This is a genomic window from Kitasatospora mediocidica KCTC 9733 (genome assembly GCF_000744225.1).
GTDB lineage: Bacteria > Actinomycetota > Actinomycetes > Streptomycetales > Streptomycetaceae > Kitasatospora > Kitasatospora mediocidica.
Window position 1 is genome coordinate 24,267 of sequence record NZ_JQLN01000002.1, and the last position, 14,846, is coordinate 39,112.

The 14,846-nt window shown below is 73.3% G+C and carries 6 protein-coding genes; 5 read left to right on the forward strand and 1 reads right to left on the reverse strand.

Annotated elements, in window-relative coordinates; genetic code table 11:
- Window positions 1-56 precede the first annotated feature (56 nt).
- Together pruA and BS80_RS04310 are read left to right on the forward strand one after the other, a co-directional pair.
- Window positions 57-1,682 (forward strand): L-glutamate gamma-semialdehyde dehydrogenase, encoded by a 1,626-nt coding sequence (gene pruA, locus BS80_RS04305; protein WP_035793769.1) that lies wholly within the window; start codon window positions 57-59, stop codon window positions 1,680-1,682.
- A gap of 378 nt (window positions 1,683-2,060) precedes the next feature.
- Entirely contained in the window at window positions 2,061-7,007 is a 4,947-nt protein-coding gene (locus tag BS80_RS04310; RefSeq protein WP_035793411.1) for an NAD-glutamate dehydrogenase, read from the forward strand.
- A 256-nt stretch (window positions 7,008-7,263) separates the two neighbouring features.
- Here BS80_RS04310 and BS80_RS04315 read toward each other — a convergent pair whose 3' ends face one another.
- Window positions 7,264-10,017 (reverse strand): FtsK/SpoIIIE domain-containing protein, encoded by a 2,754-nt coding sequence (locus tag BS80_RS04315; RefSeq protein ID WP_035793413.1) that lies wholly within the window; start codon window positions 10,015-10,017, stop codon window positions 7,264-7,266.
- A 354-nt stretch (window positions 10,018-10,371) separates the two neighbouring features.
- On the opposite strand from BS80_RS04315, the gene BS80_RS04320 reads away from it, so the two are divergent.
- The 3 genes from BS80_RS04320 to prfB all read left to right on the forward strand — a co-directional run bounded on the left by BS80_RS04320 (window position 10,372) and on the right by prfB (window position 14,843).
- Window positions 10,372-12,261, forward strand: a complete 1,890-nt coding sequence (locus tag BS80_RS04320) for a serine/threonine-protein kinase (protein WP_035793415.1) — start codon at window positions 10,372-10,374, stop codon at window positions 12,259-12,261.
- Window positions 12,262-12,446: 185 nt separating this feature from the next.
- Complete coding sequence (locus BS80_RS04325) at window positions 12,447-13,721, forward strand: serine/threonine-protein kinase (RefSeq protein WP_051965984.1); 1,275 nt, start codon at window positions 12,447-12,449, stop codon at window positions 13,719-13,721.
- A 9-nt stretch (window positions 13,722-13,730) separates the two neighbouring features.
- The gene (gene prfB / locus BS80_RS04330) at window positions 13,731-14,843 is read left to right on the forward strand and encodes a peptide chain release factor 2 (RefSeq protein WP_035793416.1); all 1,113 of its coding nucleotides are present in this window, start codon (window positions 13,731-13,733) and stop codon (window positions 14,841-14,843) included.
- Window positions 14,844-14,846 lie beyond the last annotated feature (3 nt).

The window sequence follows — 14,846 nt, forward strand, 5'->3', positions numbered from 1 at the left end:
TGACGCACGGGCGAGCCTCGCCCGGTCGGTCCAGGACGAGCGGAGCCGGTATGCCCATCGACGCGGTCACCCAGGTGCCCACCCCCAGCAACGAGCCCGTGCGGGAGTACGCGCCCGGCAGCCCGGAACGGGCGCGGCTGGAGCGGCGGCTGGACGAGCTGGCAGCCGAGCAGGTCCCGTTGCCGATGACCATCGGCGGCGAGCGGCGGCTCGGCTCGGGCGAGCGGATCGACGTCGTCCAGCCGCACCACCACGCCGCGCGCCTGGGTGTGCTGGGCAACGCCACCCGGGAGGACGCCCGGCTCGCGGTGGACGCGGCGCTGGCCGCCGGGCGCGAGTGGCGCGCGCTCTCCTTCGACGACCGGGCCGCGGTCTTCCTGCGCGCCGCCGACCTGCTGGCCGGCCCCTGGCGGGAGACCCTGAACGCGGCCACCATGCTCGGCCAGTCCAAGACGGTCCAGCAGGCCGAGATCGACGCGGCCTGCGAGCTGATCGACTTCTGGCGCTACAACGTGGGGTTCGCCCGGGAGCTGCTGGCCGACCAGCCGCACTCCTCGCCCGGGGTGTGGAACCGCGTGGACCACCGCCCGCTGGAGGGCTTCGTCTACGCCGTCACGCCGTTCAACTTCACCGCCATCGCCGGCAACCTGCCGACCGCCCCCGCGCTGCTGGGCAACACGGTGGTCTGGAAGCCGGCGCCCACCCAGACCTTCTCGGCCTGCCTGCTGATGCGGCTGCTGGAGGCGGCCGGCCTGCCGCCCGGAGTGATCAACCTGGTGACCGGGGACGGCAGGGCGCTCTCCGAGGTGGCGCTCGCCAGCCCGCAGCTGGCCGGCCTGCACTTCACCGGCTCGACCGGAACCTTCCAGTCGCTCTGGCAGAGCATCGGCGCCAACATCGCGAACTACCGCAGCTACCCGCGGGTGGTCGGCGAGACCGGCGGCAAGGACTTCCTGATCGCGCACCGCTCGGCCGACCCGGACATCCTGAAGGCCGCGCTGATCCGCGGCGCCTTCGAGTACCAGGGCCAGAAGTGCTCCGCGCTCTCCCGGGCGTACCTCCCGCGCAGCCTCTGGCAGCGGATCAAGGACGACTTCCTGGCCGAGGTGGACGCCCTGACGGTGGGTGACGTCAGCGACCTCTCCAACTTCATGGGAGCGCTCATCGACGACCGGGCCTTCGCCAGGAACAAGGCCGCCATCGACCGCGCCCGCCAGGATCCGACCGTCGAGCTGGTGGCCGGCGGGCAGTACGACGACGCCATCGGCTACTTCGTCCGGCCGACCGTGCTGCTCTGCGCCGACCAGCGCAACGAGATCTTCTCCACCGAGTACTTCGGGCCGATCCTGGCCGTCCAGGTCTACGAGGACAGCCGCTGGGAGGACGCGCTGCGCCGGGTGGACGTCGCCGCGCCGTACGGGCTGACCGGCGCGGTGATCGCGCAGGACCGCTACGCCATCGCGCAGGCCGTCGAGGAGCTGCGGTTCACCGCGGGCAACTTCTACATCAACGACAAGCCGACCGGGGCCGTGGTGGGTCAGCAGCCGTTCGGCGGCGGGCGGGCGTCGGGGACCAACGACAAGGCCGGCAGCGCGCAGAACCTGCTGCGCTGGACCTCGGCCCGGTCCATCAAGGAGACCTTCGTCCCGCCGACCGTCCACGGCTATCCGCACATGAAGTGACAGGAGTCACACGAGTCTGCCGGGGTCGCGCCCGGCGGCCCGAGTGCGCCGGAGGCGACCGCCCCCGCACCGGACGTCGGACCCGCCGATCGGGGGTCCGACCTGTGCCTCCTTGGACAACGTGTCCAGGAATGTGCGATCTTCCTACGGCTTTGCGCCTCCCTGTCCCCTGACACCTTGCTTTCCTCCCGTTAGGCTGGCTGGCGTCGTCGGGGAGCCCCGCAGGCCGAAAGACCTGTCGTACCCAGACGGAAGGCTCTTCAAGCGTGCCTTGAGAGTCTTTCGTCCGGAATGTGCGGGAGGATTGCGGACAGACCCGGCGGTGATCACCTACCACCACCGAGTCACGCAACGGCGCGCGACAGGAGCCAAAGAGCCATGCAGACCAAGCTGGACGCAGCCAAGGCCGAACTGCTCGCGAAAGCAGCAGCAGCCGCTGAGAACAGCCAGGTGGGGGGAGCGGCGCCAGGTGAAGGTCTGAGCAATGGTGCTCTGACCGCGTACCTGCACCACTACTACCTCCACACCGCCCCCGACGACCTGGTCGACCGCGACCCGGTGGACGTCTACGGCGCGGCCGCCTCCCACTACCGGCTGGGCCTCAAGCGCCCGCAGGGCACCGCCGAGGTCCGGGTCTCCACCCCGACCGTCGACGAGAACGGGTGGTCCAGCGGCCACACCGTGGTCGAGGTGGTCACCGACGACATGCCTTTCCTGGTCGACTCGGTCACCAACGAGCTGTCCCGCCAGGACCGGGCGATCCACCTGGTGATCCACCCCCAGCTGGTCGTGCGCCGTGACATCACCGGCAAGCTGCTGGAGATCCTCGACATCGACGCCTGCTCGCGCAGCCAGGCGGCCGCCCACGACTGGCCGGCCGACGCGACCGTCGAGTCCTGGATGCACGTCGAGATCGACCGCGAGACCGACCGCGAGGACCTCCAGGCCATCGAGAAGGGCCTGCGCCGGGTCCTGGGCGATGTCCGCGAGGTCGTCGAGGACTGGGCGAAGATGCGCACCAGCGCGCTGCGGCTGGCCGACGAGCTCGCCGAGCTGCCCCCGGCGCACCTGGCCGAGCAGGAGGTCGGCGAGGCCTGGGAGCTGATGCGCTGGCTGGCCGACGACCACTTCACCTTCCTCGGTTACCGCGAGTACGACCTGGTCGAGCACGAGGGCGAGGAGGTGCTGCGGGCGATCCCCGGCACCGGCCTGGGCATCCTGCGCTCCGACCCGCTCAGCCACGACACCGACCACCACCCGGTCAGCGAGTCCTTCGGCCGCCTCTCCGCCCCCGTCCGGGCGAAGGCGCACGAGAAGAAGCTCCTCGTGCTGACCAAGGCCAACTCCCGCGCGACCGTCCACCGGCCGTCCTACCTCGACTACGTCGGGGTGAAGAAGTTCGATGCCGCGGGCAACGTGATCGGCGAGCGCCGCTTCCTTGGCCTGTTCTCGTCCGCCGCGTACACCGAGTCGGTCACCCGGATCCCGGTGGTCCGCCGCAAGGTGCAGGAGGTGCTGACCGGCTCCGGTTTCACCAGCGAGAGCCACGACGGCCGGGACCTGCTGCAGATCCTGGAGACCTTCCCGCGCGACGAGATCTTCCAGACCCCCGCCGAGGAGCTGCTCGAGATCGCCGGCAGCGTGCTCTACCTCCAGGAGCGCCGCAAGCTGCGGCTCTTCCTGCGTCAGGACGAGTACGGCCGCTACTTCTCCGCCCTGGTGTACCTGCCGCGTGACCGCTACACCACGCGGATCCGGCTGCGCCTGATGGAGATCCTGATGGCGGAGCTGAACGGCGCCGCCATCGACTACACCGTCTGGTCCACCGAGTCGGTGCTCACCCGCCTGCACTTCGTGGTGCGGGTGGCGCCCGGCAGCGAGCTGCCCGAGCTCACCGAGAGCGAGATCGAGCGGATCGAGGCCAAGCTGGCCGACGCCGCCCGGTTCTGGATGGACGGCTTCAACGACCAGCTGCACATCGAGCTGGGCGAGGAGCGGGCCGCCGAGCTCGCCCACCGGTACGCCAACGCCTTCCCGGACGGCTACCGCGCCGACTTCACCGCGCGCACCGCCGTCGCCGACCTCAAGCAGATCGAGTCGCTGCAGGCCGAGGGCGACTTCCGGCTCAACCTCTACCAGCCGGTCGGCGCCGGCGACGACGAGCGCCGCTTCAAGATCTACCGGGTCGGCGGCCCGATCTCGCTGACCGAGGTCCTGCCGGTGCTCCAGCGCCTGGGCGTCGAGGTGCTCGACGAGCACCCGTACGCGCTGCGCCGCTCGGACGGCAGCACGGCGTGGGTCTACGACTTCGGCCTGAAGCTCCGCGAGGCCACCGAGCTGACCGACGAGGCCCGCGAGCGCTTCCAGGAGGCCTTCGCGGCGACCTGGACCGGCCACGCGGAGAACGACGGCTTCAACGGCCTGATCCTCACCGCCGGGCTGAACTGGCGTCAGGCCGTCGTGCTGCGCGCCCTGGCCAAGTACCTCCGGCAGGCCGGGAGCACCTTCTCCCAGGACTACATGGAGGACGCGCTCCGCAACAACGCCCACACCACCCGGCTGCTGGTCAACCTCTTCGAGGCCCGGCTGAGCCCGGGGCACCAGCTGGGCGCGGACGAGCTGACCGAGGGCATCCTCGAGGAGCTCACCGGTGCGCTCGACGAGGTCGTCTCGTTGGACGAGGACCGCATCCTGCGCTCCTTCCTGCACCTGATCAAGGCCACCCTGCGGACCAACTTCTTCCAGCACGCGGCCGACGGCCAGTGGCACAGCTACGTGTCGATGAAGTTCGACCCGCACGCCATCCCGGACCTGCCGGCCCCGCGCCCGGCCTTCGAGATCTGGGTCTACTCGCCCCAGGTCGAGGGCGTCCACCTGCGCTTCGGCAAGGTCGCCCGCGGTGGTCTGCGCTGGTCCGACCGGCGCGAGGACTTCCGTACCGAGATCCTGGGCCTGGTCAAGGCGCAGATGGTCAAGAACACCGTCATCGTCCCGGTCGGCGCCAAGGGCGGCTTCGTCGCCAAGCAGCTGCCGGACCCGTCGGTGGACCGCGACGCCTGGCTCGCCGAGGGCATCTCGTCCTACAAGACCTTCATCTCGGCGCTGCTGGACATCACCGACAACCTGCAGGGCGGCCAGGTCGTCCACCCGGCCGACGTGGTCCGCCACGACGAGGACGACACCTACCTGGTGGTCGCCGCCGACAAGGGCACCGCGACCTTCTCGGACATCGCCAACGGCGTGGCCGAGTCGTACGGCTTCTGGCTGGGCGACGCGTTCGCCTCCGGCGGCTCGGCCGGCTACGACCACAAGGGCATGGGCATCACGGCGCGCGGCGCCTGGGAGTCCGTCAAGCGCAACTTCCGCGAGCTGGGCCACGACACCCAGAGCGAGGACTTCACCGTCGTCGGCATCGGCGACATGTCCGGTGACGTCTTCGGCAACGGCATGCTGCTCAGCGAGCACATCCGGCTGGTGGCCGCCTTCGACCACCGGCACATCTTCCTGGACCCGAACCCGGACGCGGCGGTTTCCTACGCCGAGCGCCGTCGGCTCTTCGACCTGCCGCGCAGCTCCTGGGACGACTACGACAGGTCGCTGATCTCCGCGGGCGGCGGGATCTTCCCGCGCAGTGCCAAGTCGATCCAGCTGACCGCCCAGGTCCGTGCGGCGCTCGGCGTCACCGAGTCCCGGGTCACCCCGGCCGAGCTGATGAAGGCGATCCTTCAGGCGCCCGTCGACCTGTTCTGGAACGGCGGCATCGGTACCTACATCAAGGCCGAGCGGGAGACCAACGCGGACGTCGGCGACAAGGCCAACGACGCGATCCGGGTCAACGGCGCCCAGGTCCGCGCCCGGGTGGTCGGCGAGGGCGGCAACCTCGGCTGCACCCAGCTGGGTCGCATCGAGTACGCCCAGGTCGGCGGCCCGGAGCAGGCCGGCGGCTGGATCAACACCGACGCCATCGACAACTCGGCGGGCGTGGACACCTCGGACCACGAGGTGAACATCAAGATCCTGCTCAACCAGGTGGTCGCCGAGGGCGACATGACGGTCAAGCAGCGCAACGTCCTGCTGGCCGAGATGACGGAGGAGGTCGGCCACCTCGTCCTGCGCAACAACTACGCGCAGAACGTCGTGCTGGCCAACGCCGTGGCCCAGGCGCACAGCATGGTCAACGTGCACTCCCGGATGCTCAACCGGCTGGAGTCCGAGGGCCTGCTCGACCGGGGCATCGAGTTCCTGCCGACCGAGCGCCAGATCCGGGAGCGCCAGCAGAACGGCCACGGGCTCACCCAGCCCGAGCTCTCCGTGCTGCTCGCCTACACGAAGATCACGCTGGCCGACGAGCTGCTCGCCACCGACCTGCCGGACGACCCGTACTTCCGCAGCACGCTGCACGAGTACTTCCCGAGCGCGCTGCGCGAGCGGTTCGCCGACGCGGTCGACGCGCACGCGCTGCGCCGGGAGATCATCACCACCCTGATCGTCAACGACACGATCAACCGCGGTGGCTGCACCTTCGCGTTCCGCCTCCGCGAGGAGACCGGGGCGACCTACGAGGAGATCGCCCGCACGCACACCGCGGCCCGCGCGGTCTTCGGCCTGGAGAGCATCTGGGACCAGGTCGAGGGCTTCGACAACCAGGTCCCGTCCGAGGTGCTGACCCGGGTGCGCCTGCACTCGCGCCGGCTCGTCGAGCGGGCCACCCGCTGGATGCTCAACAACCGCCGCCAGCCGCTGGACATCGCGGACACCATCGCGTTCTTCCAGGGCCGGGTGGACCAGGTCTGGAGCAGCCTGCCCAAGCCGCTGCGCGGCGAGGACGCGGCGTGGTTCGAGAAGATCTACGGCGAGCTGGTCCAGGCCGGCGTGCCGGTGGCGCTGGCCACCCGCGTCGCCGGGCTCTCCTCGGCCTTCCCGACCCTGGACATCACCGAGGTCGCGGACCGCTCCGGCAAGGACGTCGCCGAGGTCTCCGACCTCTACTACGACCTCGCCGACCGGCTGGGCATCACCCACCTGCTGGACCGGATCATCGAGCTGCCGCGCACCGACCGGTGGTCCTCGATGGCCCGCGCGGCGATCCGCGAGGACCTCTTCGCGGCGCACGCCGTGCTCACCGCCGACATCCTGGCCTGCGGGCCCGAGGGTGCCACGGCGGAGGAGCGCTACAACGCCTGGGCCGAGTTGAACGGCACGCTGCTCACCCGGGCCGCCACCACGCTGGCCGACATAAGGGGTTCGGACACCTATGAGCTGTCCAGCCTCTCGGTGGCCATGCGGGTGATCCGCACGCTGCTGCGCACCGGTTCGATGCGCTGACGCCGACGGGCACAGGCGAGTGGGACCGCACCCCCGGGGGGTGCGGTCCCACTCGCTTTTTTCTTGGGAACCCGACGGCGCGAGCGGACAGGTAGGGGGTGACCGCGCGACCGCGGTCCGGTCGGCCCGGGCGTGATCCGGAAGAAGGCGACCGCCAACGGGAGTTGAGGGACTATCTGATGACGCAGACCACCGACACCTCATGGACCGTCGTGCCGACCCGCGGCCCGCGCCGACCCGCCGCCGGCGCCCCTCGTCAGGGCTGAGCGGCCCGCTGGAGGGCGCTGGCGAGGAGGGCGAGGTCGGTCGGGCCGTTGCCCAGTTCGCGGACCGGGCGGCGGGTGGGCGGGGTGCCCAGCTGGGCGGGATCCACGGCGACGACGGTCGGGCGCAGCGTCGCCGTGCGCGGGATCCGGCCGCTGACCCGGGCGGTCTGGAAGGCCAGCACCGCGCCGTCCGGGCGGCGCAGGTAGCCGCGGCCCGGGGTCTCCTCGGGCACGGACGCGGCGTCGTCCACGTGGACCAGCAGCTCGGAGTCGGCCGGGTGGTCGGTGCGCAGGGCGATCCGCCACAGCGCCGCCTCGTCCACCTCGCTGCCGGCCGACAGCTCGGGACGGCCGGTGGCCGCCACGAGGTGGACGCCCAGGCGCCCGCCGCGCTGGGCCACCGCCGCCAGGGCGCGGGCCAGCGGCCGGCCGGCCGGGGAGGTCGGGGCGAGCAGGGCGTCGTAGTCGTCCACCACCACGACCAGCCGGGCGGGCAGCGTCGGCAGGGTGCCGACGGCGGCGGTCGGGGTGGAGGCGGCGGGCGGCTGCGCCGCGCCGGTCGCCTCGACCGCGGTGCGCGGGCGGACCAGCGCGGCCGTCCGCGCGGTGAGCGCGTGCTCGGCGTACCAGGAGGTGAACGGACGGCCCTGGAACAGCTCCTCGCGGTGCGCCAGCTCCTCCAGCAGCGAGTCGGCGGTGAGCATCGCCTGCCGCGGGTCGGCGGTGGCGTCGAGATGAGCGGTGACGTGCGGGAGTTCGGCGCAGCCGGCCAGGCTGGCGCCGCGTCCCTCGATCAGCAGGACGCCCAGCCGGTCCGGCCGCTCGCCGACCGCGAGCGAGGCCACCAGGGTGCGCAGCAGCTCGCTCTTGCCCGAGCCGCGCGCGCCGCCGACCAGCAGGTGCTGCTGGCCGGCCGGGTCGGCGGCGGCCAGGTCGACGGTGCACAGGTCGTCGCGGGTGGTGCCGAGCAGGGCTGCGGCCGTGCCGGTGGTGGCGGGCAGGTCGTCCCAGCGGGCGGAGAGCTTGGCGGGGGTGACGGTGTCCAGCTGGAGCAGGTCGAGCAGGCGCAGCGCGTCCGGCAGCGGGCCGCGGGCCAGCGGGGCGGCCTCGCGCAGCGGGGCGAGGGCCCGGGCCAGCCGTTCGGCCCAGGCGGGCGAGACGGCGTCCAGCGCGATGTCCTCGACCAGCTCGCGACCGCCCTCCGGGACCGGGCGGTCCAGAGTCAGCTGGGTGCCCACCTCGCCGGTGACCGCGGCGGTGGCGCCCAGGCCGGCCGCCAGCAGCTCGGGCCGCTCGGCGAGGCAGACCGGCAGCACGCCGACCGCCGCGCCCTGCCGGATCAGCAGGTCGAGCGCGCGGCGGGCCGCTTCGGAGCCCGGGTCGCCGTCCACCACGAGCACGGTCGCGGGCTGCGGCTGGTGGTCGGCCAGCCGGGCGGTCAGCTCGGTGAGCCGGTCCTCGGCCTGGGTGGGGTCGAGACCGATCAGCAGCCGGCAGTCCTGGCCCTGGCCCGGGCGCAGGTGCGGCAGCCAGAGCGACCAGGCCCAGTCCTCGGTGCGCTCCTCGACCGGGCGCTGCTCGTCCGCGCTGAGCACCACCAGGCTCAGGCCGCTCGGTGGGTGCAGGGCGGCGAGCTGGGCCACCAGGGCCCGGGCCAGCCCGCTCAGCCGGGCCCGCGGTCCGGTCAGGCCGAGGCTTCCGACGGCCTGCAGGTCGACGGTGACGGGGACGGCCGGGAGCAGCGTGCCCGGCGACGTCCCGGGGCCGCCGGGGAGGTCGGCGGTGCCCAGCCGCAGGGTCAGCGCGTCGGGGTGGGCGGGCTGGCGCTCCCAGAGCCGGGCGCCGGGGCCGAGCGCGCTGAGCAGCACGGTGGCCGGGTCGGGCCAGCGCTCGCGGCGGGCGGCGGCTTGTCGTGCGCGGGCCCGGGCGTGCTGCTGGGCGGTGTCGGCCGGCGCGGTGGCGGCGCCGGCCCGGCCGAGCCGGCGGGAGAGCAGCGAGCGGGTGCGGCCGGTGGCGCCGACGGCGGGCGGTTCCGGGGTGTCCGGCGGCTCGGACTCGGCGGGGCGGGGGGCCCGGGCCGGGGCGGCCACCTGGAGATGGCCGTGGCCGTCGGGAGTGGTGGCGCGGCCGTCCTCGGGGCGCGGCGGGCCGGCCAGCGCGAGGGTGGACTCGCCCAGGCGCAGCAGGGCGCCCTCGGGGAGCGGGAGTTCCTCGCCGGTCAGCGGGCGGCCGTCCAGCGTCGTCCCGTTGGTCGAGCCGAGGTCGCGGACCGTGACGTCTCCGTCGGGGCCGAGGTGGAGGGCGAGGTGCAGGCGGGAGACGTCGGGGTCGTCGAGCGGGACGTCGGCCTCGCTGGAGCGGCCGACCCGGATCTGCCGGCCGTGCAGGCGGTGGACGCCGCCGGCGTCGGGGCCGCCGACCACGCGCAGCTCGGCGGGAGCGTCCGCGTGCGGTCCGGTCCGGTCGTCCTCGGTGGCCTCCGGGTCGGGCTCGCCGAGGGACAGCACCGCGCCGTCGAGCAGCGGGGGGTGGCCGAGCAGGCTGCGTTCGTCGATTCGCTGCGCACCGGCGTACAGGTGGACATGGGTGGCGCTGCGCGGCCCGCGCACGCCGACCGCGCCGGCCAGTGCCCCGGCGATCAGGCCGAGCGCGGTGCCTATCGGTGCGGTGACCAGTACGTCGGTGGCGGGCGCGGCTGCGGTCGAGCCGCTGCGGGGCCGGAGGACCGTCAGCCGGATCTGCATCTCGCCCGGGGTTCCCCTCTGCTCGTGATGACGACCTGATGGTCCCGGAACCCCGCTCCACGGAACAGGACAACAGCCGGACCACAGGAGTGCGTTCTCATCCTGCCACCAGCCGCTGACACTCCGCGCACGGTACCGGATTTGACGATCTTGTGATCATCGCCATGGTGAAGCCGTCGGGCACTCAGGTCAACCCGCAATCGCCCGGCTCCCGCGCCGACGCGTCAACCGGACGGGCCCCTCCTGCGTCCGTCCCCATGAGGAGCGATACGGACACCGTTAGAGTTGCCGGAAACACGGGCTGAGACGGTTGGTCCCAAGCTCGCGGCGTCGGCAGGGCGAGGAGTGCACCAGGTGCGGCCGGTAGGCAGCAAGTATCTGCTCGAGGAAACCCTCGGGCGCGGTGCCACGGGCACCGTCTGGCGCGCCCGCGTGCGCGAGGACGTCGTACTCCCGGACCTGCGTCCCGGCCAGCAGGTCGCGATCAAGGTGCTCAAGGAGGAGCTGGCCGCCGACCCGGACATCGTGCTGCGGTTCCTGCGCGAGCGCTCGGTGCTGCTGCGGCTCAGCCACCCCAACATCGTCCGGGTGCGCGACCTGGTGGTCGAGGGTGAGCTGCTGGCCCTGGTGATGGACCTGGTCGAGGGCCCGGACCTCTACCGCTACCTGCGCAGCAACGGCCCGCTCAGCCCCATCGCGGGGGCGCTGCTGATGGCGCAGGTCGCCGACGCGCTCGCGGTCAGCCACGCGGACGGCGTCGTGCACCGCGACCTCAAGCCCGCCAACGTGCTGCTCGCCAGCCAGTACGTGGACGGTGCCCAGGGCGAGCAGATGCACCCGATGCTCACCGACTTCGGCATCGCCCGGCTCGCCGACTCCCCGGGGATCACGCGCACCAGCGAGTTCGTCGGCACGCCCACCTACGTGGCGCCGGAGTCGGCCAGCGGCCAGCCGCAGACGTCCGCGGTGGACGTCTACGGCGCCGGAATCATGCTCTACGAGCTGGTCACCGGTCAGCCGCCGTTCCAGGGCGACGGGCCGATCCAGGTCCTGCACGCGCACCTCGCCCAGGAGCCGCAGCGCCCGTCCGGCATGCCCGAGCCGCTCTGGACCGTGGTCGAGCGCTGCCTGCGCAAGGACCCGGCGCAGCGGCCGAGCGCCACCTCGCTGGCCCAGGCGCTGCGCGTGGTCGCGGCCGGGGTCGGGGTGCACGCCTCCCCGATGGCGGTGGACGCGGCGATCGCCGTGGGCGCGCTGCTGGTGCCCGAGGCGCAGCCGGCCGAGGTGCCGGGGACGGGATCCGGTTTCACCCTGACCGGCGAGTCCGACCAGCTGTCGGCGGGCCGGTTCGACCCGGCCGCGGCGACCCAGGTGATGGCGGCCGGCCCGGCGCCGGTGGCGGCCGAGGACCGCACCCGGGTGATGCCCGCGGGGATGTCGGCCCCGGTCGGGGCGGGAGCGCCCGGCCAGTTCCCGTCGGCCCAGCAGGCCCAGCAGGCCCAGCAGGCCCAGCAGCCCGAGGGCCCGCACCCGTGGCAGACCCAGCTGCGGGCCGCCCGGGACCGCAACCAGCAGACCCAGGTGTTCGGCGCCGAGGAGTACGGCGAGCCGCAGGTCGCGCCCCGGCCCTACGGCGCGGGCCCGGGCGGCGCGCAGCGCCCGCCGCAGGGCGGCTTCCCGCCGCCCGGCTATCCGCAGGACCCCGGCTACCGCGGCGGTCCGCAGGGCTATCAGCAGCAGCCCGGCTACGGCGCGCCGAACCCCGGCTACGGCTACCCGCCGCCCGCGCCCGACCAGCGCCGCCCCGACCAGCGGCAGGGCGGGCGTCCCCCGGTCGCGCCGCCGCCGTACCGGTCCGCGCCCCCGCAGGGGCAGCCGCAGGGCTACGGGGAGCAGCAACCGCCCGAGCAGCAGTACCGGGCGCCCGGTGGCGCCGCGCGGCCCGCTCCGGTGCCTCCGCGCCGGGCGGAGCCGCCGATCCCGCGTGAGCCGGAGCCGGCGCGTGAGCCGGAACGCGAGCCCCGCCCGCGCCGCGAGCCCCGTCAGCGCAGCCGCAACCGGATGTACATCCCGGGCCTCGGCTGTCTCAAGGGCTGCCTGATGGTGGTGCTGATCCTCGCGGTGGCCGCGCTGGCGCTGTGGAACTTCACCCCGCTGCCGCACTACTGGGCCGACGTCCAGCAGTGGTACACCGACTCGCGCGACTGGATCTCCAGCAACTGGCACTCGGTCGCGGGCAACTGACGCCGGCATTGCCGCTTTGTCGACACTTCACAAGATTTGTCGTCAAGTGCCGCCCGGCGAAGGCCCTGGGAGGTCCCTGGGAGGTCGTCGGGACGCGTAGGTTGGTCGGTGACGCACCGACCTACCGAGCGCTCCCGGAACCCCGACGGGGGATCGGGAACACTCCCGCCGCCCACGGAGCAGCATTGGCACGCAAGATCGGCAGCCGGTACACCGTGCACCAGGTGATCGGCAGGGGGTCCGCCGGCACCGTGTGGCTGGGCGAGGGCCCCGACGGGCCGGTGGCCGTGAAGCTGCTGCGCGAGGACCTCGCCTCCGACCAGGTCCTGGTGGGCCGCTTCGTCCAGGAGCGCGCCGCGCTGACCGGGCTCGACCACCCCCGGGTGGTCGGCGTGCGCGACATGGTGGTGGACGGCGACGACCTCGCCCTGGTGATGGAGCTGGTGCACGGCAGCGACCTGCGCTCCCGGCTGGAGCGCGAGGGCGTCCTGGCGCCGCAGGCGGCCGTCTCGGTGATCGCGGACGTCGCCGACGGGCTGGCCGCCGCGCACGCCGCCGGGATCGTGCACCGCGACGTCAAGCCCGAGAACGTCATGCTCGACCTGGCCGAACCGCCCGGCCCCGGCGGGGCGCCGCGCGCCAAGCTCACCGACTTCGGCATCGCCCGGCTGGTGGACGCCCCGCGCCGGACCCGGGCCACCCGGATCATCGGCACACCCGACTACCTGGCCCCCGAGATCATCGAGGGCCTGGAGCCGCGGGCGGCCGTCGACATCTACGCGCTGGCCACCGTGCTGTACGAGCTGCTGGCCGGCTTCACGCCGTTCGGCGGCGGGCACACCGGCGCGGTGTTGCGCCGGCACGTCACCGAGAGCGTTCCGCCGGTCCCCGGGCTGCCGGACGGCCTGTGGCGGATCATCGCCGAGTGCCTGGCCAAGGCCCCGGCCTCCCGGCTGCGGGCCGCCGAGCTGGCGGACCGGCTGCGCGAGCAGCTGCCCGCGCTGGCCGGCCTGCCGCCGCTGGTGCTGCCCGCCCAGGGGCGTCCGCCGGCCGAGGAGGTGCCGACGCCCGGCGAGGCGGTCTACGCGGAGTCCGACGCCGGCAGCGGCGCGCACCGCCGTCGGCGGGGCCCGGCCGTCCCCCTGGTCCCGGCGCCCGCGCCGGACTCCACCCGGGACACCCACACCAGCCTGCGCCGCCCCAGCGCGCAGGAGCTGGCGGCGTACGCCGCGGAGTCGCGCGCCCAGCGTGCGGCGCCCGCCTCGGCGCACCGCCGGGGGCGCCGGGCGCTGGTCCGGCGCCGTCGGCTGCTCGCCGTGCTGCTGGCCGTCGTGCTGCTGCTGGCCGGGGCCGCTGCGGCGTACACGGCCTTCGCCGCGGAGCCGCCCGGCGGGTCCGCGGCGCCCGCCCCGGTGTCCAGCTCCTACCGGCCGGTCCCAACGCCCCCCGCGAGCCATTAGGCTGGTGGCGTGGCAGCCGTCGATCCTTCTGAAGCGCTCAAGTCCCTCGAAACGACCATGGGGTCCATCGAGGCAGTCCTCGACCTGGACAAGATCCGGGCCGACCTGGCACGTCTGGAGGAGGAGGCAGGAGCCCCCGACCTCTGGGACGACCTCGCGAATGCGCAGAAGGTCACCAGCCGGCTCTCCTTCCTCCAGGGCGAGCTGCGCCGGGTCCTGGCCCTGCGCAGCCGGATCGAGGACCTGGCCGTGCTGTACGAGCTGGCCGAGGCCGAGAACGACGCGGACACCCGCGCCGAGGCCGACGCCGAGCTGGTCTCGTTGCAGAAGGCCATCGAGGAGCTGGAGGTGCGCACCCTGCTCTCCGGCGAGTACGACGCCCGCGAGGCCCTGGTCAACATCCGGGCCGAGGCCGGTGGCGTGGACGCCGCCGACTTCGCCGAGCAGCTGATGCGGATGTACCTGCGCTGGGCCGAGCGGCACGGCTACCCGACCGAGGTCTACGACACCTCGTACGCGGAGGAGGCCGGCATCAAGTCCGCGACCTTCACCGTCAAGGTGCCGTACGCCTACGGCACGCTCTCCGTCGAGCAGGGCACCCACCGCCTGGTGCGCATCTCGCCGTTCGACAACCAGGGCCGCCGCCAGACGTCCTTCGCGGGCGTCGAGGTGCTCCCGGTCGTCCAGCAGAGCGACCACGTGGACATCGACGAGACCGAGCTGCGGATCGACGTCTACCGCGCCTCCGGGCCCGGTGGCCAGGGCGTCAACACCACCGACTCGGCGGTCCGGATCACCCACCTGCCGACCGGCGTGGTGGTCTCCTGCCAGAACGAGCGCTCGCAGATCCAGAACAAGGCGTCCGCGATGAACGTCCTGCAGGCCAAGCTGCTGGAGCGGCGCCGCCTCGAGGAGCGCGCCCTGATGGACTCGCTCAAGGGCGACGGCGGCAGCTCCTGGGGCAACCAGATGCGTTCCTACGTGCTGCACCCGTACCAGATGGTCAAGGACCTGCGCACCGACCACGAGGTCAACAACCCGCAGGCCGTCCTCGACGGCGACATCGACGGCTTCATCGAGGCCGGTATCCGGTGGCGCAAGCAGAGCGAGACCGCCGAGTAGTCG